General features: G+C 72.6%; 20 protein-coding genes. 7 read left to right on the forward strand and 13 right to left on the reverse strand.

The annotated features are described in order from the left end of the window. The first annotated feature begins 35 nt into the window (after positions 1–35). Both LQ222_RS16385 and LQ222_RS16390 read left to right on the forward strand, forming a co-directional pair. On the forward strand, positions 36–593 hold the full coding sequence (locus LQ222_RS16385) for a GNAT family N-acetyltransferase (RefSeq protein WP_230167906.1): 558 nt from the start codon (positions 36–38) through the stop codon (positions 591–593). Further along, entirely contained in the window at positions 562–1062 is a 501-nt protein-coding gene (locus LQ222_RS16390) for a GNAT family N-acetyltransferase (protein ID WP_230167907.1), read from the forward strand. Before LQ222_RS16385 ends, LQ222_RS16390 begins: the two co-directional genes overlap by 32 nt. Here the strand turns inward: LQ222_RS16390 and LQ222_RS16395 are convergent. From LQ222_RS16395 to LQ222_RS16410, 4 genes are all read right to left on the reverse strand, one after another. Beyond that, entirely contained in the window at positions 1046–1855 is an 810-nt protein-coding gene (locus LQ222_RS16395; RefSeq protein WP_230167908.1) for an ABC transporter permease, read from the reverse strand. The two genes, LQ222_RS16390 and LQ222_RS16395, sit on opposite strands and share 17 nt — an antisense overlap. Further along, positions 1852–2607 (reverse strand): ABC transporter ATP-binding protein, encoded by a 756-nt coding sequence (locus LQ222_RS16400; protein ID WP_230167909.1) that lies wholly within the window; start codon positions 2605–2607, stop codon positions 1852–1854. Before LQ222_RS16400 ends, LQ222_RS16395 begins: the two co-directional genes overlap by 4 nt. A gap of 200 nt (positions 2608–2807) precedes the next feature. Then, the gene (locus tag LQ222_RS16405; protein WP_230167910.1) at positions 2808–3977 is read right to left on the reverse strand and encodes a hypothetical protein; all 1170 of its coding nucleotides are present in this window, start codon (positions 3975–3977) and stop codon (positions 2808–2810) included. Beyond that, positions 3974–5188 (reverse strand): hypothetical protein, encoded by a 1215-nt coding sequence (locus tag LQ222_RS16410; RefSeq protein WP_230167911.1) that lies wholly within the window; start codon positions 5186–5188, stop codon positions 3974–3976. Before LQ222_RS16410 ends, LQ222_RS16405 begins: the two co-directional genes overlap by 4 nt. A gap of 155 nt (positions 5189–5343) precedes the next feature. Here LQ222_RS16410 and LQ222_RS16415 point away from each other — a divergent pair, with 155 nt between their 5' ends. Beyond that, positions 5344–6291 (forward strand): TIM44-like domain-containing protein, encoded by a 948-nt coding sequence (locus tag LQ222_RS16415; protein ID WP_230167912.1) that lies wholly within the window; start codon positions 5344–5346, stop codon positions 6289–6291. A 76-nt stretch (positions 6292–6367) separates the two neighbouring features. On the opposite strand, the gene LQ222_RS16420 is transcribed toward LQ222_RS16415, so the two are convergent. The 3 genes from LQ222_RS16420 to LQ222_RS16430 form a co-directional block, all read right to left on the reverse strand. Continuing rightward, entirely contained in the window at positions 6368–7297 is a 930-nt protein-coding gene (locus tag LQ222_RS16420) for an alpha/beta fold hydrolase (RefSeq protein ID WP_230167913.1), read from the reverse strand. 40 nt (positions 7298–7337) lie between these two features. Further along, on the reverse strand, positions 7338–8012 hold the full coding sequence (locus LQ222_RS16425; RefSeq protein ID WP_230167914.1) for an RraA family protein: 675 nt from the start codon (positions 8010–8012) through the stop codon (positions 7338–7340). Between the two features lie 71 nt (positions 8013–8083). Continuing rightward, positions 8084–8953 (reverse strand): diacylglycerol kinase family protein, encoded by an 870-nt coding sequence (locus LQ222_RS16430; protein ID WP_230167915.1) that lies wholly within the window; start codon positions 8951–8953, stop codon positions 8084–8086. Positions 8954–9181: 228 nt separating this feature from the next. Here LQ222_RS16430 and LQ222_RS16435 point away from each other — a divergent pair, with 228 nt between their 5' ends. Further along, positions 9182–9985: a UDP-2,3-diacylglucosamine diphosphatase gene (locus LQ222_RS16435; protein ID WP_230167916.1), complete on the forward strand. Its 804-nt coding sequence runs from the start codon at positions 9182–9184 to the stop codon at positions 9983–9985. A gap of 6 nt (positions 9986–9991) precedes the next feature. After that, positions 9992–11047: a glycosyltransferase family 1 protein gene (locus LQ222_RS16440; RefSeq protein ID WP_230167917.1), complete on the forward strand. Its 1056-nt coding sequence runs from the start codon at positions 9992–9994 to the stop codon at positions 11045–11047. 84 nt (positions 11048–11131) lie between these two features. Here the strand turns inward: LQ222_RS16440 and LQ222_RS16445 are convergent, their stop codons facing one another. Then, the gene (locus LQ222_RS16445) at positions 11132–11524 is read right to left on the reverse strand and encodes a nuclear transport factor 2 family protein (RefSeq protein ID WP_230167918.1); all 393 of its coding nucleotides are present in this window, start codon (positions 11522–11524) and stop codon (positions 11132–11134) included. 4 nt (positions 11525–11528) lie between these two features. Beyond that, positions 11529–12119 carry a flavodoxin family protein gene (locus LQ222_RS16450; RefSeq protein WP_230167919.1) on the reverse strand — a complete coding sequence of 197 codons (591 nt, stop codon included), beginning with the start codon at positions 12117–12119 and terminating at the stop codon, positions 11529–11531. 128 nt (positions 12120–12247) lie between these two features. Here LQ222_RS16450 and LQ222_RS16455 point away from each other — a divergent pair, with 128 nt between their 5' ends. Then, complete coding sequence (locus tag LQ222_RS16455) at positions 12248–12601, forward strand: helix-turn-helix domain-containing protein (protein WP_230167920.1); 354 nt, start codon at positions 12248–12250, stop codon at positions 12599–12601. Positions 12602–12619: 18 nt separating this feature from the next. Here LQ222_RS16455 and LQ222_RS16460 read toward each other — a convergent pair whose 3' ends face one another. The 4 genes from LQ222_RS16460 to LQ222_RS16475 form a co-directional block, all read right to left on the reverse strand. Beyond that, entirely contained in the window at positions 12620–13588 is a 969-nt protein-coding gene (locus LQ222_RS16460; protein WP_230167921.1) for a nitronate monooxygenase family protein, read from the reverse strand. Positions 13589–13768: 180 nt separating this feature from the next. Continuing rightward, positions 13769–14101 carry a thioredoxin TrxA gene (gene trxA, locus LQ222_RS16465; protein ID WP_230167922.1) on the reverse strand — a complete coding sequence of 111 codons (333 nt, stop codon included), beginning with the start codon at positions 14099–14101 and terminating at the stop codon, positions 13769–13771. Between the two features lie 73 nt (positions 14102–14174). Further along, positions 14175–17324, reverse strand: coding sequence for an efflux RND transporter permease subunit (locus LQ222_RS16470; RefSeq protein ID WP_230167923.1), 3150 nt, complete (start codon positions 17322–17324; stop codon positions 14175–14177). A gap of 4 nt (positions 17325–17328) precedes the next feature. Continuing rightward, positions 17329–18651 carry an efflux RND transporter periplasmic adaptor subunit gene (locus tag LQ222_RS16475; protein WP_230167924.1) on the reverse strand — a complete coding sequence of 441 codons (1323 nt, stop codon included), beginning with the start codon at positions 18649–18651 and terminating at the stop codon, positions 17329–17331. A 128-nt stretch (positions 18652–18779) separates the two neighbouring features. Between LQ222_RS16475 and LQ222_RS16480 the strand changes: the two genes are divergently transcribed. Next, complete coding sequence (locus LQ222_RS16480) at positions 18780–19472, forward strand: lysophospholipid acyltransferase family protein (protein ID WP_230167925.1); 693 nt, start codon at positions 18780–18782, stop codon at positions 19470–19472. The last annotated feature ends 10 nt before the right edge of the window (positions 19473–19482 follow it).

The following is a 19482-nucleotide window of genomic DNA, read 5'->3' on the forward strand; positions in this document are numbered from 1 at the left end:
TGGCCAGATGCGCGGGCGGGCGGGATGATCGCGCCATGGACATCACCTGCCACGACGGCTGGACCCCCGGCGCGATCGGCGACATCGCCGCGCTGCACGCGCGGCAGTATGCCGTGAGCCACGGCTTCGGCGCCTATTTCGAGGCGAAGGTGGCGCGCGAGCTCGGCGACTTCCTGCTGCGCCTGGACCCCGCGCGCGACCTGTTCCGCTGCGCGGTCGGCGAGGGCCGCGTGCTGGGGTCGATCGCGCTGGATTGCGGGGAGGACCCGGCCAGCGCGCATCTGCGCTGGTTCATCATGGACCCGGCGCTGCGCGGCCGGGGGCTGGGGCGGCGCTGGCTGGCGGAGGCCATCGCCCAGGCGCGGCGCATCGCCATGCCGGAGGTCCATCTGTGGACGCTGGCGGGCCTGGATGCCGCCGCGCATCTGTATGAGGCCGCCGGCTTCGTGCTGGACCGCGAGGTGACGGCGCAACAATGGGGGCGCAGCGTGACGGAGCGGCGGCTGGTGCTCGGCCTCGAATCGCAGGATCAAAGCGGCCTGCAACGAAAAGGTTCCCGGCTTGTACACCCCGATCCGCCTGGCACGGCGTGAGGACGCCGAAGGCATCAGCCTCGTCATCATCGCCGCGCTGAGGGAGACGAACGCCAGGGATTATTCCGAGGCGATCATCGCGCGCGTCGCGCGAAGTTTCTCCCCTGCCGCCGTTCTCGATCTCCTGGAACGCCGGCTCGTCTTCGTCGCAGCGAAGGGCGACGCCATCCTCGGCACCGCCAGCCTCGATGGCAGCGTGGTCCGAACCGTCTTCGTCGATCCCGCGTGCCAGGGGCGCGGCATTGGCCGCTCGCTGATGACACAGGTCGAGCGGGCCGCGATGGAAACGGGCGTTGCGATGCTGACCGTCCCGTCCTCCGTCACCGCCGAAGCGTTCTACGCGAGGCTGGGATTTGTCACCGTGCGCGAGAGCCACCACGGCGAGGAACGGACGATCGTGATGGAACGCCAGCTGTCGCGCGTATCGGGTGGTGTGGATGAAGGCCTTGCCGTCACTCGCCGATATTGAGCAGCGCCCCGCGCACCCGCGCCTGGTGGAATTGCCGCAGGAAGATCCACGCCGCCGCCGCCAGCCACACACCGTCCAGCAGCACGGCCCAGGCCAGGTGGTCCCAGGCGATGCGCCCATCCACCAGCACCGCGCGCATCCCTTCGAAGACATGCGTCGCCGGGATGCACAGCGCCAAGGGCTGCAGCCAGGCCGGCAGGATCGCCACCGGGTAGAACACAGCGGCGAAGGGCGCGATGCCGAACATCACGCCCCAGGCCAGCGCCTCGGCCCCCGCGCCGTGGCGCAGGATCAGCGCGGTGACCGCCAGCGCCACCGACCAGCCCATCGCCATCAGCGCCGCCACGAAGGCCACCAGCACCGGCCCCAGCTTCCACACACCGAAGCCATACAGGAAGAAGGCCAGCACCATCGCCGGCACCACCGCGGCCAGGGTCCGCAGCAGGCTCATGGCCGCAAGTCCCGCCACCAGCTCCCACGGGCGCAGCGGCGAGACGAAGATGTGGCCGAGGTTGCGCGACCAGATCTCCTCGAGGAAGGAGATCGCGAAGCCCATCTGGCTGCGCAGCGTGATCTCCCACAGCAGCACGCCGCCCAGCAGCACGCCGGCCGCCACCGACGCCGTGTTGCCCTGCACGCCCGCCAGATAGGCGGTGATGAAGCCCCAGACCACCATCTGCAGCACCGGCCAGTACATCAGCTCCAGCACGCGCGGCCAGGACCGGCGGTACAACGCCAGGTGCCGGTACATCAGCCCCCAGATGCGGCGCGCCGTGCCGCCCTGCGCGGTCATGCCGCGCTCTCCGCCCGCGCACGCCCGCGCGCGATGTCGAGGAACACCTGCTCCAGGTCGTCGCGCCCGTATTTCGCCAGCAGCGCGGCGGGGCTGCCCTCATCGACCACGCGCCCGCCCTTGAGCATCAGCACGTTGCAACACAGGCGCTCGACCTCGGCCATGTTGTGGCTGGCCAGCAGGATCGCGGCGCCGGTGGCCGCGGAATAGCGTTCCAGCGTGCCGCGCACCCAGTCGCCGGTATCGGGATCGAGGCTCGCGGTCGGTTCATCCAGCAGCAGCAGCGCAGGGCGGTTCACCAGCGCCTTGGCCAGTGCCACGCGCGTCTTCTGCCCGGCGCTGAGCTGGCCGGCATGGCGCGTCGCGAAATCGCCCAGCGCGAAATCCTCGACCAGCTCGGCGATGCGCCGCGTGGCATCGGGCACGCCGTACAGGTGGGCGTAGACGCGCAGGTTCTCCAGCACCGTCAGCCGATGCGGCAGCGCGATGTAGGGGGAGGAAAAATTCATCCGCGCCAGCGCCGCGAAGCGGTCGCGCGCCATGTCGTGGCCCAGCGCCACCACGCGCCCCGCGCTGGGCACCAGCAACCCCAGCAGCATGGCGATGGTGGTGGATTTGCCCGCGCCATTGCCCCCCAGCAGCCCCCAGGTGCGGCCCATGGGCAGGGTGAAGGACAGGTCGTCGACCGCCGGCGGGGTGCCGGGCGTGTAGGTCTTCGACAATCCCTCAACCAACAGCGCCGGCGATTCCATGCCGTCCATATAAACGGCGAAGGCGCGTTTGCGACCCTCGGTTGGCGGACAGAAACGTCGTTCGGCCGATCGCGCCCGCGCGATCCGCAAGCGCACGGCGCGACCGCGCCCCGACCATCAGCCGCCGCCGGCGCGTCTGTGCATGGCGCGCTGGCAAGGCGGCCGCATGGCCGCCGCCCGCCGCCCGAGGGTCCACGACATCATCTTCGGCTTTCGATCAGCCGCCCCTGGAACAGCGTGATGCCCATTTCCCAGCCCCAGGCGATCGCCGCCGGGCGGTCGACGCCCGCCAGCACCACCGCCTCGGCGTCGGGCGGCAGGGCGGCGCGCAGCGCCTCGGCGCCCGGCGTGCCGAGCGCGGGCAGCCCTTCCGACCAGCGCAGCCGCACCAGCCGCGTGCCGGCGCGCGCCGGCGGCAGCGCCAGCAGCGCGCCGGCCACCGGCGCATCCAGCATCGGGCGATGGCCGCGCAGCAGCAGCACCTCGCGCGCGAAGGCGAAGCCGGCGGGGTCGGCGGCGGCTTCCTCGGCGCCGATCGCGACGGTCAGCGCGCCGCGCAGCGCCGCCGGCCACATCGCGTCCAGCCGCAGGAATTCGGGCGAGGTCACCGCATCCACGCCGAGCGTCAGCGACAGCGGCCCCAGCCCGCGCAGTTCCTCGGCATGGCACAGCCCGGCCAGCAGGCGCGCATCGATGCTGCGGCGGAAGCGGCGCGCCAGCCACGGCGTGCGCGCGAGGTCGCAGCCCGGCAGCAGCGCGGCGCAGACATCCTCCAGCGCCACGCGGCGGTCTTCCCAGACCGGATCGGGCGCCCCGCCGCCAGGCACCAGGCGGCAGACGCGGCGGCGGCGCAGGAAGGCGGTGACGTCGGCCGAGAGCAGCGCGCGCTCGGCCTGGCCGATCGCCGCACCCTCCGGCGCGCGGCCGGGCAGCGGCGCCGGCGCGGCGCGCATCGCGGCATCGAGGCCGAGCGCCTCCTCGACCGCCGAGAGCACCGCCGCGGCCTGGTCGGGCAGGCGCAGCAACTCCACCGCGCCGGCCTCCTGCGGGTCGAGCATGCCGGCGATGGCCTGGTGCGCGGCCGCCAGATGATGGCCGGGCAGGCCCTCCACCGCCGCCAGGCCGGCGCGCGGCAGGTCGAAGACGCGGGTGCGGGAGGTGCGGCGCAGCCCTTCCCAGCCCTCGCGCAGCAGGGCGAGCTGCGCCGGGCGGCGGTGCTGCGCCGACAGGCGGGACGGGCGGAACACCAGCACTCGGCGCTCGACGCCGGCGGCGACGGTCTCGCGCACCAGCGCCGCCAGGCTGACCGCCCCCGCCGCGCCGGGTGGCGCGCCGAGCGCTCCGATCACCGGGACCTCGGCGAGGATCATGGCGGCACCAGCGCGCCGAGCAGCGCCGGTTCGCGGCAGCCTGCGCGGCCCTCGGCGGCGGCGGCGGCGGCGCGCGCGGTGCACTGCGCACGCGTGCAGCCGGCGGCCTGCGCGCAGCCGGCCATGCGGGTGGCCGCCATCACGGTGTCGATCCAGGGGCCGGCGAAGCGCGCGATGCCGAGCGCCAGGCCCCATTCCAGCGCCTCCTGGCCATCGGCGCCGTCGAGCACCAGGCGGGCGGGGTCGATGCGGCGCAGCGCGGCGGTGGCGGTGCGGCCGGCGAGGGCCGGCGACCACGCCAGCACAAGCAGGTCGGTCGGCAGGGCCTCCGGCGCGACCAGCGCGAGCGACGCCGCGTCGATCCCGCGCGTCGCGAGGCCCCAGCCGGCATGGTGCAGCGCCTGGCGCCGCGCCGGCAGGCCCTCCGCCAGCGCCTCGCGCAGCGAGAGCGCCGCAACCAGCGCCGGCGTGCCGGGCGGATCGCCCTCGGCGGCGGGCGGGTCAGGCAGCAGCGCGGCGGGCAGGTCGAGCAGCAGGGGCACCGGCGCGGCCAGGCCGAGCAGCGCCTCGCGCCCCGTGGGGTCGGCCAGCAGGCCCGGTAGGCGGGCGCGCAGGCGGTCGGCGGCGTGGTGCAGCAGGTCGGGATCCTCGGCGGCGGCGCCCAGATGGGGGGCCAGCGCGGCCGGCGGCAGGCGCAACCGCAGGAAGGCGAGCCGCCGCGGCTGCCCGGCGGCGATGTGCAGCACGCCGCCGCGGTGCAGCAGCGCGGGCAGCGGCGCGGCATCGGCCAGGGCCTCGATCCCGGCGGGGGCCGGGGCCGGCAGCGGGCGGGGGGCGGCGGGGACCGGCGCGGGCAGCGCGAGCAGCACCGCCATGGCATCGGGCAGGTCGATCCGTTCGGGCGCGGCGCCGAACAGCCGCAGCAACGCGGCCTCGGCGCGGCTGGCGTCGGGCGGGTCGGCTTCGGTCAGCACCAGGTCGCCGGTCGCGGTCTCCAGGATGGCGCCGCCGCGGGCGCGGCCGGCATCCTCGAGCAGCGCGAGGGCGACGCGGCGGCGCGCATCGGTGCCGGGCGCGGGAAGGCGCAGCGCCACCCGGCCGGGCTGGCCGCGCTGGGCCCGGCGGATCGCCTCGGCGCCCAGGCCTGCCGGCACGGCACGCGGTTGCGGCCCGGCCGCGGCATCGGCGGTGGAGAAGACCAGCGATCGCATCCCTGCATCCTGCGAGGGCGCGTCGGGTGATCCCGCGCGCATCTCGCAGCATGCGGCGGGGCGGTGAAGGAAGGGTTTGCGATTCACCCCATCGAAATCCGACCCGGACATCGTATATGTCACCCAACGAACCCTTGCCGGAGACGCCAACCAAGATGCGCCGAACCGCTTCCTTCCTGACCGCGCTGGCCGCGCTGGCCCTGGTGCTGACGCCCATCCTGGCCGAGGCACGGCCCGGCGGCGGCGGATCCTCGGGCAGCCGCGGCAGCCGCACCTATTCCGCGCCGCCCGCCACCCAGACCGCGCCCAGCGGCGCGCAGCGCATGGACCGCACCGCGACGCAGCCGGGCAGCCCGGCCGTGACGCGCCCGGGCATGGCGCCTGGCGCGGCGCCGGCCTCGCGCGGGTTCTTCGGGTCGTTCGGCGGCGCGCTGCTGATGGGCGGGCTGATCGGCGGCCTGCTGGGCTTCGGCCTGTTCGGCGGCGGTGCCGGCTTCGGCGCCATCCTGGGCATGCTGCTGCAGGTCGCGCTGATCGGCATCGTGGTGATGCTGGTGGTGCGCTTCTTCCGCCGCCGCCAGCAGCCGGCCATGGCGGCCGGCCCGCAGGCGCATGCCTTCCAGCCGCAGCCCGAGGCCAAGCAGTTCGGCGGCGCGGGCGGCATGAAGGCTGCCGCGCCGGCCGTGCCGGTGGCGATCGGCCCGGCCGACTACAAGGGCTTCGAGCAGGCGCTGGTCGAGCTCAACGCGGCCTGGTCGAAGCGCGACCTGACCGCGCTGCGCACGGTCGCGACGCCCGAGATGGTGTCCTATTTCGCGCAGGACCTGCGCGACCTGGAAGCCCGCAACTGGCGCAACGAGACGCGCGACGTGCGGTTGGACCAGGGCGACCTGGCCGAGGCCTGGAGCGAGGATGGCGAGGACTACGCCACCGTCGCGATGCGCTTCTCGATGCTGGACGCGACCTTCGACAACGCCACGAACGAGGTCGTCGAAGGCAGCACCACCAAGCGGACCGAGGCGACCGAGCTCTGGACCTTCGTGCGCAAGGGGCCGGGCGGGCGCTGGATGGTCTCGGCGATCCAGCAGGCCGCCACCGCCTGACCCACGCGACGCGCGCGTGATGCGAAGGGCCTCCCGCGCCGGCGGGAGGCCTTTTTCATGCGCGCCGGGCGCCGGGTCAGCGGTCCAGGAAGGCCCGCACAGGGCGCAGCGACACCTCTGGCGCTTCCTCCTGCGGGACATGCCCGAGGCCGGGCAGCACCACGAGCTCCGCCCGCGGCAGCACCGCCAGCCAGTCCTGGGCGTGACTGGCCGGGATCAGCCGATCCTGGTCGCCCCACAGCAGCAGCACGGGCTGCGCCAGGCGCGGCAGCAGCGGGCGCGGGTCCTCCAGCACATGCTGGGCCATGCGCGCCAGGATCGCCGGGCGGACGCCCGGCGCGCGCAGCAGGTCGTGGGCGCGGTCGACATCGGCCTCGGTCATGCGCGACGGGTCGGCATAGGCGGGGGCGAGCGTCGCGCGCACCACCGCGCGCGGCATCATCCAGGGCAGCAGGTGGACCACCGGCGGCACCGGCTCCGGCGCGCCATAGGGGCGGCCAGGGCTGGCGAAGCCATCGGGTGACACCAGCACCAGGCGGCGTACCCGCGCCGGTTCGGCCAGCGCGAAGCGCCAGGCGATGCGCCCGCCCATCGAATTGCCCACCACATCGGCCTGCGCGATGCCGAGCCGGTCCAGCAGCGCCGCCAGCACCACCGCGGCGCGCGCATCGGAATAGTCGCCGGTCGGGTCGGGGCCGGTCAGCGCGAAGCCGGGCAGGTCCACGCGCACCACGCGGAAGCGGTCGGCCAGCAGGCCCGCCCAGGGGTCCCAGCTGTGCAGGCTGGACCCGAAGCCGTGCAGCAGCAGCACGGCGGGGCCCTCGCGCGGGCCGGTGTCGCGGAGATGCAGCCGCAGCCCCGCCACATCCAGGAAGGCCGAGGGCGGGCCGGCATGGACGGCGCGCAGTCGGGCGGGGTCCTCGTCAGGCGTGTAGAGCCACATCGCGGCGCCGATCAGCAGCAGCAGGAGGCCGGCGCCGGTCCAGCGCAGCAGGCGGCGGATCATCGGCAGGCCACGGCCGGGGCATCGCGCGGGGCGCGGCGCGTCACGCGCCCTCGCAGCCCTTGGCGCGCAGCGCGTCCAGCACCCAGGCGCGGTCGTAGGTGCCCGCGTCGATCGCCGCCTGGGCCTTCTGTTCCTTGGCGTTGTGCGCCTCGGCGGCGGCGATCACCTGTTCCGCATGGGCGCGCGGCACCACCACCACGCCATCGGCATCCGCCACGACCAGGTCGCCCGGCATCACCACCTGGCCGCCGCAGGCGATCGGGTGGCCGATCTCGCCGGGGCCGTCCTTGTAGGGGCCGGACGGCGTGGCGCCGCAGGCCCATACGCCGATATCCATCGCCGCCAGCGCATCGACATCGCGCACCGCGCCATCCAGCACGATGCCCTGCACGCCGCGCTTCTGGGCGTGGCCGATCATGAGTTCGCCCATCAGCGCGATGGAGAGGTCACCCGCGCCGTCGCCCACGATGATGTCGCCAGGTGCGGCCATGTCGCAGGCGCGGTGCAGCAGCAGGTTGTCGCCCGATCGCGCCTTCACGGTGAAGGCCGGGCCGGCGATGACGCGCTTGCCGCCGAAGGGGCGCATCCCGCCGCGCATGGTCTGGATGCGGTTCATCACGTCGCCGATATTCGCCGCCGGCAGCTTCAGCGCGCGGGCACACAGGTCGGGTGCCACGCGCTGCGTGACGGGGGCGATGCGGAAGCCGATGGTCATGCGATGGACATCCTGGCGACTGGAAGGGTGCCGCAATCGAGCATGGCCGCGCGGCGCGGCATAGGGTCCGCTCAGGGCACCACGATCCGCATCGGCTTCGGCGCGGCGCCGATCGTGACCGGCAGGCAGCCGGCCGCATCGCCATCCGCCTGCGCGGGAATGCCCGGTCCGTCCAGCATCACATGCGATGCGCGGCGGATCTCCACGCTGCCCAGCCGCGACAACAGCCCAAGCGGCAGCGCCGCGCCGTAGCGCATCGCCGCCAGCACCCCGGCATCGCGGAACAGCACGACATGGAAGCCTTCCGCCCGCGGGTCCGCGCCGGGCGCCAGCAGAAAGCGCCCGGCATAGAGCCGCCCCTTGCTGACGATGATGCTGGCCGCATCCAGCGCCTGGCCGTCGATCACGCAGCGGATCGGCGCGAAGGGGTAGCGCGGCATCTCGCGCAGCGTCTGCGCCACATAGGCCCCCTTGCCGATGGCGCGCTTCAGGCCCGCGGGCAGGTGGTGCACCACGGCGGCGTCGAAGCCCGCGCCCAGCATCTGCACGAACAGCAATTCACGCCCGTCGGCATGGTGCGCGAGGCCCGGATGCAGCAGCGCGGTGCGGCCCATGGCCAGCACCGCCGCGGCACCCGCCGGGCTGCGCGGCAGGCCGAGCTCCAGCGCCAGCACATTGGCGGTGCCGAGCGGTAGCACGCCGAGCGCGCTGTCCGATCCCGACAGCCCGGCCGCGACCTCGGCAATGGTGCCATCCCCGCCAGCGGCGACCACGACGCCGACGCCGTCCTGCGCCGCCATGCGCGCGATGCCGACGGCATGGCCGCGATGCGTGGTCTCCGCGACCTCGGGCCGCAGCGCGAGGCCGCGCAGCAGGTCAAGCGCGGCCAGCAGCCGGCGGCGACGGCGCGCCCCGGCGGCTGGGTTGAAGACGATGAGCATGCGCGGTGGCATCGGGCAGGGCTTCTGGCAGCGCGATGGTGGCGATTCGGCGACGGCGGCGTTGCGTGATGATGACATGCCGGTGCCGCAGGCGCTTGCGCCACATGCTTCATGCAGGATTCACACGCGGGCGCGCAGCCGCGCGGTATCGCCCCGCGCATCTGCAGCACGCCGCCGGAGTCGCGCGGAGCCCCGCGCGCAAAGGCGCCGTCCGGGAGCGATGTTCGGATGCACGAGACCACGGCGCGCCGCCGCTACCGCACCATCTTCCTGTCGGATGTGCACCTCGGCACCAAGGGGGCGCGCGGCGACTTCCTGGTGGATTTCCTGCGCAAGGTGGAGTGCGAGAAGCTCTATCTGGTGGGTGACATCATCGATGGATGGCGGCTGCGGAAATCCTGGTACTGGGATGCCGACCACGACGAGGCGATCCGCCTGATCCTGCGGATGGCGCGCCACGGCACCGAGGTCATCTACATCCCCGGCAACCACGACGAGATCTTCCGCGACTGGCTCGGCCTGGAGTTCGCCGGCGTGAAGCTGGTGCGCGAGGCCGAGCACGTCGCCGCCGACGGCCGCCGTTTCCTGGTCATCCATGGCGACGAGTTCGACGGCGTGATCCGCTACGCCAAGGTGATCGCGCATCTGGGCGACTGGGCGTACGACTGGGCGCTGTTCGTGAACCGCTGGTTCAACGCGGCGCGCCGGCGGCTGGGCTACCCGTATTGGTCGCTGTCGCAGTGGCTGAAACGCCAGGTCAAGGAAGCGGTGAAGGCGATCGACCGCTTCGAGACCGCGCTGGCCACCGAGGCGAAGCGCCGCGGCCTGGACGGCGTGATCTGCGGCCACATCCACCATGCCGAGATGCGCGAGGTGGCCGGCGTGCTCTACATGAACGACGGCGACTGGGTGGAGAGCTGCACCGCGCTGGTCGAACACGCCGATGGGCGGTTCGCGCTGGTGGACTGGGTGGCCGAGAACCGGCTGTCCTATGCGCGCGCGCCGAAGCGCGCCGCCATCCCGGCGGCCTGACGCGGCATGGACGACGCGCCTGTTGCGGCGGACAGCATCGGCGTGCGCGTCGCGCCGCTGCGCATCCTGGTGGTCTCGGACGCCTGGTTCCCGCAGGTGAATGGCGTGGTGCGAACCATGTCGATCGTGGTGGACCACCTGCGCGCGGGCGGCGACACGGTGGAGGTGATCGGCCCCGACCGCTTCGTGAACATCCCGACGCCCGGCTATGCGGAGATCAGGCTGGCGATCGCGCCCGGCCGGCGGTTGCGCAGGCTGGTCGATGCCTTCGCCCCGCAGGTGGTGCATATCGCGACGGAAGGGCCGCTGGGCTGGGCGATGCGCGCGCTGTGCGTGAAGCGCGGCTGGCCCTTCACCACCGCCTTCCACACGCGCTTCCCGGACTACCTGCATGCGCGCACGCGCATCCCGGTTTCGTGGTCCTGGGCGGTGATGCGGCGCTTCCACAATGCCGGCGCGGGCACCTTCGCCGCCACGCGGTCGCTGCGCGAGGAACTGGCCGCGCGCGGCTTCACCAAGGTGCGCGCCTGGACGCGCGGGGTGGACCTGGCGCGGTTCCGCCCGGAACCCCGGGACCCTTGGGAGGGCCTGGCGCGGCCGGTCTTCCTGTATGCCGGGCGCGTCGCGGTCGAGAAGGGGATCGACGCGTTCCTGTCGCTCGACCTGCCGGGCACCAAGGTGGTGGTGGGGGATGGGCCGGCGCGGGCGGGGCTGATGGCGAAGTTCCCCGGCGTGCATTTCACCGGCTATCGCGACAACGGGATGCTGGCGCGGTCCTATGCCGGGGCGGATGTGTTCGTGTTTCCGTCGCGCACCGACACCTTCGGACTGGTGCTGCTGGAGGCCTTGGCGTCGGGCACGCCGGTCGCGGCGTTTCCGGTGACGGGGCCACGGGATGTGGTGACCGACCCGCGGATCGGCGCGCTGGACGAGGATTTGCGCGCCGCCTGCCTGAAGGCGCTGGAGGCCGACCGGGCCGCCTGCCGGACGCATGCCGAGGCGTGGTCGTGGGAGGCCTGCGCGGCGCAGTTCAGGGCCGCGCTGGTGCCGGTCGCGGCGTAGCGCCGCGACTCTTCGCCCTGGCCGCTTCGACGCCTCGCGCTGCCTGGTCCTGCGCGCGTCGTCGCCCGGTCGTGGCCTGCTGCGTCACGCGTCGATCCGGTCGAAGTGGAAGACCTTGGCGATGATGCGCCATTCGCCATCGGCGCGGATGAAGCTCAGCAGGTCGGTGAAGGCTTTCGCGCCGATCGCGCATTCCACGCGCGCGATGGCCGTGTGCGGCCCGGCCAGCGCGATCGAGACGATGCGGTCGCGCCGCGCCTCCCCGCGGCTGGCGGGCGAGGGGCGTGCGTCGACGATCGGGAAGTATTCGGCCATGCCGAGATTCACCACCGGCGCTTCGGACGCGCAGACATAGCGCGCATCGGAGTGGAACACGCGCGCGAGGCGGCGCGTGTCGCTGTGGTACAGCCCGTCGAAATACAGGCCGAGCGCCTGCGCGATGGCGGCAATGGCGGCGGCGTCATGGGCGTGCGTCATGGCGCTATGCCGCCGCCAGGATGCCAGTGCCCTGGCGCCATCGGCATGCCGCTTCCGCGACGCGGCGACCCAGATGCGCCGCCGTCGCACGGTCCGATTCCGGCGGCGCGAGCTCCGCCGGCAGGTCCGCATGCGACTGCGCCATGGCGCCGAGGAATCCCGCCAGGCGATTGAGGTCGGCGGGCGATCCCGTGCTGGTGTGGTTGCCCGGCAGCAGCCCCAGGCCGACCCAGACCATGCCGTGCTGCATGGCGAACAACGACAGCGCCTGCAGTGTCGCGAGCTTGTCGCCGTTCATGCCGGCGGAATTGGTGAAGCCCGCCGCGATCTTGTCCTTCCAGGCCTGCCTGGCCCAGCGGTCCGAGGTGGCGTCCAGGAACGCCTTGAAGGGCGCGGAAGGCCCGGCCATGTAGGTCGGCGTGCCGAAAATGATCGCATCGGCGGCGTCGAGCGTGGCCCAGGCGGCGGCGTGGCGCTCGGCCTCGATCAGCGTGGCCTCGGTGCCGGGCACGCCGGCCGCGCCGTGCAGCACGGCCTCCGCCTGCGCCTTCGTGTGGCCGAAGCCGCTGTGGTAGATGATTGCGATGCGTGCCATCCGGATGTCCTCTCTGCGCGGCGCGACGGCGCCGGCGTGCTGCGGAGGCAGATGATGGCGCGCGCCGCGGCGATGAAGCCCGCGCCCGCGCAATGCGGTATCCGCCCGGATACCGGGGAGATTGTCCGATGCCGCTGAAGGTCAGGAAGAACCGCGCGCCGCAGCCGCCCGACACCTGCCCGCTGAGTGCCTGCATGGCGGTGATCGGCGGCGCCTGGACGGCGAATGTGGTGTGGTATCTCGGCGCGGGGCCGCGGCGCTTCAGCGAGTTGAAGGGCGACCTCGCGCCGGTCTCGGCGCGCGTGCTGACGCGCCGGCTGCGCGAGCTGGAAGACGCCGGCGTGGTGCAGCGTCACGCCATGGCGACATCGCCGCCCAGCGTGGAATACACGCTGAGCGAATTGGGTCGCGAATTGCTGCCGGCGATCGAGGCGATCGTCGCCGTCGGCCATCGGCTGAAGGCACGCGCCGCCGCCGCGTGAGGCGACGCGCGCCCCGTGTCAGCGCAGCAGAGCGGCGCCGCGGCGCAGCGTGGCGGCGGCCTCGGCGACCAGGCGGTCCATGATCTCGGCGGCGGTCGGGATGTCGGCGATCATGTCGATGCCCTCGCCGGCCCAGATGACGCGCGTGGCGAAATCGTCGGGCTGCGTGCCCATATAGGCTGGTTCCTCTTGCGGGCGTGCCGCCGCGAGTTCTGCCTCGCGCCCATGCCAGCGGTCGGCGAAGCCGTTGCGCAGCGCGCGGCCGGGGAATTCGGCGGGCCAGCCCAGCCCGCGCACCACGTCGAAGACGCGGGTCTGGCGCGTCTCGTCGCCGCCGGCGCCGACCACGCGCTGCTTCATCGCACCGGTCCAGAGCGATTCGGCCGAGACCGCGAAGCGCGTGCCCATCAGCACCCCCGCCGCCCCGAGGCTGAGCGCCGCCGCGAGCCCGCGCCCATCGGCGATGCCCCCGGCCGCGACCACCGGCACGCTGCCCACCGCGTCCACCACGGCGGGGACCAACGACATGGTGCCGCGCAGCGTACCGCCATGCCCGCCGGCGTCGCGGCCCTGCGCGATGACGATGTCGGCGCCGGCCTGCACCGCAGCCACCGCCTGGCCGACCGACTGCACCTGGCACATCGCCAGGCACCCCGCCGCCTTCACCTGCGGCAGCCAGGGCACCGGGTCACCGAAGGACAGCATGACGACGGCCGGGCGGCCGGCCAGGGCTTCGTCCAGCGCATCGGGGCCGTCCGGCAGCGCCCAGGTCACCAGGCCGACGCCGACACGGGTATTGCCGGCCTCGGCGCGTTCGCGCCGGATGGCGGCGGCATCGGCATAGCCCGACCCGACCAGGCCGAGCCCGCCGGCGCGGGTGACCGCCGCGGCCAGCCGCCCGCCGGCCGCCGAGCCCATCGGCGCCAGCAGCACCGGATGCGTGATGCCGAGCAGCCGCGTCAGCGCGGTGTCGAGGAGCGCGGCCATCAGCGGCGTGCCCCGGGCAGGTGTCGTGGTTCGGTTGGTGTCATGGAGTTCTCTCCCATCCTGTCATGCGGATGGGACGAGCCTACGACCCGCGCGGCGTCGCTTGAACGCCCGCGCGGTTCGCCCGTGGCGAAATGCGGTATCCCGCCGGTAACCCGGGGTGCGGAGCGGGCCCGCCGCCTATTCCCCGATCGCCCCCGAGATCCACGCCTTCAGCGCGCCCTTGGGCATCGCACCCACCTTGGTCTCGACCGGCTTGCCGTCCTTGAACAGGATCAGGGTGGGGATGCCGCGCACCGCGTATTCGTTGGGTGTCATCGGGTTGTCGTCGATGTTCACCTTCGCGATGGTCAGCTTGCCGGCGTATTCGGCGGCGATCTCGTCCAGCATCGGCGCCACCATGCGGCAGGGCCCGCACCATTCGGCCCAGAAATCCACCAGCACCGGGCCTTGGGCTTCGAGGACGTCCTGCTTGAAGGTGTCGTCGGAGACGGGCTTGGTCATGTCACCCATGGGGGGTCTCCATCAGGGCAGGGACGGGAGGTCCCCGCGGTTGTGACAGAAATCGTGTGCCGCGCGCCCCGGGTCAAGCGTGGGGGGTCGCGGGGGCGGGCTTGGGGCGGAACAGGACGCCCTTGATGCGTTCGCGCAGCGTCTGGAACACCACATACAGCATCGGGATCATGAAGATGCCGACCGACGACGCCGCCAGCATGCCCCAGAAGACCGGCGTGCCGACGGCGCGGCGGCTGATCTCGGAGGCGCCCTCGGCCACCACCAGCGGATAGAGGCCGAGGATGAAGGCGAAGGACGTCATCATCACCGCGCGGAAGCGCAGCTTCGCACCCAGCGTGGCGGCCTCGGTGATCGACACGCCCTTGTGTTCGCGCTGGTCCTTGGCGAATTCGATGATGAGGATGCCGTTCTTCGCCGCCAGCGCGATGAGCACCACGATGCCGACCTGGGCATAGAGGTCGAGCGCCAGGCCCGCCGGCCCGATCGCCGCCATCGCGCCCAGCACGCCGACCGAGACCGACAGCAGCACCGGCACCGGGATGGTCCAGGATTCGTACAGCCCGACCAGGAACAGGAAGGCGAACAGCACGGCGAGTGCGAGGATGGTGCCGGTCTGGCCCGAGGCCGCTTTCTCCTGGAAGGCGGTGCCGGTCCATTCGTAGGAATAGCCGGCCGGCAGCGTGGCGCGCGCGACCCGTTCCATCGCCGCCAGCCCGTCGCCGGACGAACGCCCCGGCGCCGATTCACCGTTGATCGTGAGGCTGCGGACGTTGTTGTAGCGCATGATGGATTGCGGGCCGAATTCGATGCGGGCATCGGCCAGGGCGCGCAGCGGGATCATGTCCCCGTCGCGGTTGCGCAGGTTGACGCGGTAGATGTCGGGGATGCCCATGCGGTCGGCTTGCTCGGCCTGCAGGCTGACCTTCCAGGTGCGGCCGAACAGGTTGAAGTCGTTCACATAGGCCCCGCCCATCGCCGCCGAGACCGCCGAGAAGATGTCGTTCAGCGACAGCCCCAGCACCTGCGCGCGGTCACGGTCGATATCCAGGAAGACCGAGGGGTTGCTCGCCGAGAAGGTCGAATAGACCCGCGACAGCGCGGGTTCCTGGTTGGCCGCCAGCACCAGCGCGCGCATCACCGCCGCCATTTCGCCGACCGGGCGGCCTTCCAGGTTCTGCAACTGAAATTCGAAGCCGCCGGCGGTGCCCAGGCCGATGATCGGCGGCAGGTTGAAGGGGATGATCTGCGCGGCGACCTCGTTGGTGCCGCGCACGACGGAGCGGATGATGCCGTTCACGCCGAGTGCCGGCGTGGTGCGTTCGTCGAAGGGCTTCAGCGTGATGATGAGGAAGGCGCTGTTGGACTGCGCCAGGCCGTTCAGCATGGAATAGCCGGCGATGGTGATGACGTCCTGCACGCCAGGCAGCCCACGCGCCACGGCCTCGACCTGGCGGGAGATGTCCTGCGTGCGGTTGAGGCTGGCGCCGTCGGGCATGCGGATCTCGACGAAGAAGGCGCCCTGGTCTTCCTGCGGCAGGAATCCGGTGGGGGTGCGGCTGCCCACGCCGATGATGCCGGCGAGGAACACCGCGAGCAGGATGATCGAGATGAAGGCGCGGCGCACCAGCTTGCCCACGATGCCGGCATAGCCGTCGCGCACCCAGTCGATGCCGCGCGAGATGCGGCCCATCACGCCCTTCTTGGGCCCGTGATGCGCCGAGAGCAGCACGGCGCACAGCGCCGGCGAGAGGGTGAGCGCATTGATCGCCGAGAAGAACATGCCGACCGAGACGGTCACGGCGAATTGCCGGAACAATTCGCCCGAGATGCCCGGGATGAAGGCGAGCGGCACGAAGACCGACAGCAGCACCAGCGTGATGGCGATGATCGGCGCGGTGATGCCCTCCATCGCCGCCTTGGTGGCATCCGCCACCGACAGGTGGGGCTGTTCCTCGACCTTGGCCTCGACCGCCTCGACCACCACGATGGCGTCGTCGACCACGATGCCGATGGCCAGCACCATGGCCAGCAGCGAGACGGTGTTGGCCGAATAGCCCATGGCGTTGAGCACGACGAAGGTGGCGATCAGGCTGACCGGCACCGCCACCAACGGAATGAGGGTGGCGCGCAGCGATCCCAGGAACAGGAAGACCACGATGACCACCAGCACGAAGGCCTCGATCAAGGTCTTGATGACCTCGTGGATGGTCAGCTTCACGAAGCCGGTGGTGTCGTAGTTCACCGCATAGGCGACGCCGGCGGGGAAGCGTTCGGCCAGCTGGTTCATCACCCGCGCCACCGCATCCGCCGTGCCCACGGCGTTCGCGCCGGGCGCGAGGAAGATCTGGATGCCGATCGCGTCCTGGCCGTTGACGCGGGTGCTCTGGTCCTGGCTCCAGGCGCCGAGTTCGATGCGCGCCACGTCGCGCACGCGCAGCACCGAGCCATCCGGGTTGGCACGCACCACGATATTGCCGAACTGGTCGGTGCTTTCGAGCCGCCCGGTGGTGCGGATGTTGAGCTGGTACGACGTGTCGTTGCTGGCCGGCTGCGCGCCGATGCGCCCGAGCGGGGCGACCTGGTTCTGCGCCTGGATGGCGTTGACGATATCGTTGGGCGTGAGGTTCAGCGCCGTCAGCCGGTCCGTCTCGAACCAGATCCGCATGGAATAGTCGCGCGCGCCGAACATCACGACGTCGCCCACGCCGTTCACGCGCTTGAGCACGTCCAGGATGTTGATGGTCGCGTAGTTCGACAGGAACAGCGTGTCCTGCGCGCCGGTGGTGGAGCGCAGCGTGATGACCTGCAGCAGCGCCGAGGATTTCTTCCTGACCGACAGCCCCTGCCGCTGCACCTGGTCGGGCAATTGCGCGAGCGCCAGCTGCACGCGGTTGTTCACGTTGGTGGTGTTCTGGTCGGGGTCGGTGCCGACCGCGAAGGAGACGGTGAGCGTATAGGACCCGTCATTGCCGCTGGTGGACCGCATGTAGATCATGTTGTCCACGCCGTTGACCTGGCTTTCGATCGGCTGGGCGACGGTGGCTTCCACCACCTCGGCCGAGGCGCCGGGGTAGTTCGCCGTCACCGTCACCTGCGGCGGGACGATATCGGGGAACTGTGCCACCGGGATCTGCATCAACGAGACGATGCCCGCGATGGTCATGACGATGGCGATGACGACCGCGAGGCGCGGCCGGTCGACGAAGACCTTGCTGATCATGGGGTCAGCCGCCGCGCGCGGGGGTCGTCGCGCCGGCAGGCGCGCCAGGGGTCGTCGCGCCGGCAGGCGCGCCAGGGGTCGTCCCGCCGGCAGGCGCGCCGGAGGGTGCAACGCCGGCAGGCGCGCCAGGGGTCGTCCCGCCGGCAGGCGCCGCGCCTGCGCGCGTGGGCGTCGCGCCAGGCGGGGTTTCCTGCTGGCGCGGTGTCACGGGCTGCCCCGGCCGCGCGCGCTGCGACCCCTCGATGATGATGAGCTGGCCGGGCTCCAGCCCCTCGGTCACCACGGTCTGCCCGTCCGGGCCGGCGGTGGTGCGCACGCGCTTCACCTCGACCTTGTTCTCCGCGCCCACCACCAGCACGAAGGCGCCCTGCTGGTCGATCTGCAGGGCCGATTGCGGGATCACGATGGCCTGTTGCGGCTGCGCGGCGCGCACCACCACCGCCACCGCCTGCCCATCGGTCAGCAGGTGCTGCGCGTTGGGCACCTGGGCCACCACCTGCACGCTGTCGGTCGAACGGTTGGCCGAGACGTCGATGAAGTCGATCCGCCCGGCGGTCGGCAGCAGGGTGCCGTCGGGCAGGCGAACCAGCACCTGCACGCCATCGGTCCCGGATTGGCCCTGGGCCTGGCGGAAGCGCAGCAATTCGCGCTGTGTCACCGGGAAGGTCACGCGGATCGGATCGTCGCGCACGACCTGCACCAGGATGCCGCTGTCCGGCCCCACCACGTTGCCGGGGCTGAGCGGGGATCGCCCGGCGCGCCCGTCGAAGGCGGCGCGGATGGTGGTGTAGCCGTACTGGATCTGCGCCTGCTCCAGCTGGGCCTTGGCGGAATTCACCGCCGCCTGCGCCGCCGCCTGGGCGGTGATGCGATCATCGACGGTCGATTGCGGGATGGCGTTGGTGCGCAGCAGTTCCTGCCCGCGCTCGACCTGCAGGGTGGCGTTGCGCAGCTCGGCCTCGGCGCGCTCCACCGCGGCCTGGCGCAGCGCCACCTCGGCGGCGAAGGGCGCCTGCTCGATGGTGAACAGCAGGTCGTTCGCCTTGACCTGGGCGCCTTCCTCGAAATGCCGGGCATAGAGGAAGCCGGTGACGCGGGCGCGGACCTCCTGCTTGTCGATCGCCTCGACCCGGCCGATGAACTCGGCGCCCTGGCTGATCGACTGGCGTTCCACCCGCGCCACCACCACGGCCGGCGGCGGGCCGGATTGTTGCGCGGGCGGTGGGGAATCGCAGCCCGCCAGCACTGCCGGCGGCAGCGCGGCCAGCAGCACGGCGATGCGCATGCGCCGCGCGGCGGCACCCTGGAAGCTGCGGACCCACGCCATGCCGGAACACCTTCGAATCTTCTGACGGCGCGATCCTGCCATGGCGCCGCGCCATCGCGAAGCCGCCGGGATGCGGTGCCGCTTCGCCGGTGCCGCCGGGCGTGCTACGGCCGCAGCGTGACAATTCCGTGCCACAGGCTCCCATGGCGAAGCGCCTGATCCGCCACCCCGCCATGCAGCGGCTGCTGGCGTGGCTGGTCGCGCTGTATCTCCGCCTGGTCTGGGCCACCACCCGCTGGACCCTGGTGGGCGAGGAACATGCCCGCGCCTTCGCCGACCGCCCGATGATCCTGGCCTTCTGGCACGAACGACTGCCGCTGGCCGCGCTCGGCTGGCGGCTGCTGGCGCGGCGGGTGCCGCAGGAAGGCGGGCGGCGGGCGCAGGTGCTGATCTCCCGGCATCGCGACGGCCGGCTGATCGCCGCGGCCGTGCAGCCCTTCGGGATCGATGTGGTGCACGCTTCCTCCTCAAAGGGCGGCGCCACCGGGCTGCGGGCGTTGGCGCGCATCCTGGCGCGGGGCGGCGTCGCGGTGATCACGCCGGACGGGCCGCGCGGCCCCGCGCGCGCGGCGGCGCCCGGCGTGGCGCAGCTGGCCGCCCTGGCCGGCGTGCCCGTGCTGCCCTGTGCGGCGGCATCGTCCCGAATGCGGCTGGCGGGGTCCTGGGACCGCATGCGCTTCCCGCTGCCCTTCGCGCGCGGCGTGGCGGTGATGGGCGCGCCGGTGGTGGTGGCGCGGGAGGATGCGGCGGCCGGCATCGACGCCATCGCCGCCGCGCTGAACGACGCCTGCGCGCGCGCCGATGCGATGGTGGGGGCATGACGGCGCGCCG

It is taken from the genome of Roseomonas sp. CECT 9278 (genome assembly GCF_918698155.1).
GTDB lineage: Bacteria > Pseudomonadota > Alphaproteobacteria > Acetobacterales > Acetobacteraceae > Neoroseomonas.

Bases quoted from the DNA above. Each gene is read 5' to 3' on its own strand.
- LQ222_RS16395 (WP_230167908.1), bottom strand. From the start codon at position 1,855: ATGACCGCGCAGGGCGGCACGGCGCGCCGCATCTGGGGGCTGATGTAC.
- LQ222_RS16445 (WP_230167918.1), bottom strand. From the start codon at position 11,524: ATGACGCACGCCCATGACGCCGCCGCCATTGCCGCCATCGCGCAGGCG.
- LQ222_RS16415 (WP_230167912.1), top strand. From the start codon at position 5,344: ATGCGCCGAACCGCTTCCTTCCTGACCGCGCTGGCCGCGCTGGCCCTG.
- LQ222_RS16420 (WP_230167913.1), bottom strand. From the start codon at position 7,297: ATGATCCGCCGCCTGCTGCGCTGGACCGGCGCCGGCCTCCTGCTGCTG.
- LQ222_RS16400 (WP_230167909.1), bottom strand. From the start codon at position 2,607: ATGGAATCGCCGGCGCTGTTGGTTGAGGGATTGTCGAAGACCTACACG.
- LQ222_RS16385 (WP_230167906.1), top strand. From the start codon at position 36: ATGGACATCACCTGCCACGACGGCTGGACCCCCGGCGCGATCGGCGAC.
- LQ222_RS16430 (WP_230167915.1), bottom strand. From the start codon at position 8,953: ATGCTCATCGTCTTCAACCCAGCCGCCGGGGCGCGCCGTCGCCGCCGG.
- LQ222_RS16405 (WP_230167910.1), bottom strand. From the start codon at position 3,977: ATGATCCTCGCCGAGGTCCCGGTGATCGGAGCGCTCGGCGCGCCACCC.
- LQ222_RS16455 (WP_230167920.1), top strand. From the start codon at position 12,248: ATGCCGCTGAAGGTCAGGAAGAACCGCGCGCCGCAGCCGCCCGACACC.
- LQ222_RS16450 (WP_230167919.1), bottom strand. From the start codon at position 12,119: ATGGCACGCATCGCAATCATCTACCACAGCGGCTTCGGCCACACGAAG.
- LQ222_RS16470 (WP_230167923.1), bottom strand. From the start codon at position 17,324: ATGATCAGCAAGGTCTTCGTCGACCGGCCGCGCCTCGCGGTCGTCATC.
- LQ222_RS16440 (WP_230167917.1), top strand. From the start codon at position 9,992: ATGGACGACGCGCCTGTTGCGGCGGACAGCATCGGCGTGCGCGTCGCG.
- LQ222_RS16460 (WP_230167921.1), bottom strand. From the start codon at position 13,588: ATGGCCGCGCTCCTCGACACCGCGCTGACGCGGCTGCTCGGCATCACG.
- LQ222_RS16425 (WP_230167914.1), bottom strand. From the start codon at position 8,012: ATGACCATCGGCTTCCGCATCGCCCCCGTCACGCAGCGCGTGGCACCC.
- LQ222_RS16435 (WP_230167916.1), top strand. From the start codon at position 9,182: ATGCACGAGACCACGGCGCGCCGCCGCTACCGCACCATCTTCCTGTCG.
- LQ222_RS16475 (WP_230167924.1), bottom strand. From the start codon at position 18,651: ATGGCGTGGGTCCGCAGCTTCCAGGGTGCCGCCGCGCGGCGCATGCGC.
- trxA (WP_230167922.1), bottom strand. From the start codon at position 14,101: ATGGGTGACATGACCAAGCCCGTCTCCGACGACACCTTCAAGCAGGAC.
- LQ222_RS16410 (WP_230167911.1), bottom strand. From the start codon at position 5,188: ATGCGATCGCTGGTCTTCTCCACCGCCGATGCCGCGGCCGGGCCGCAA.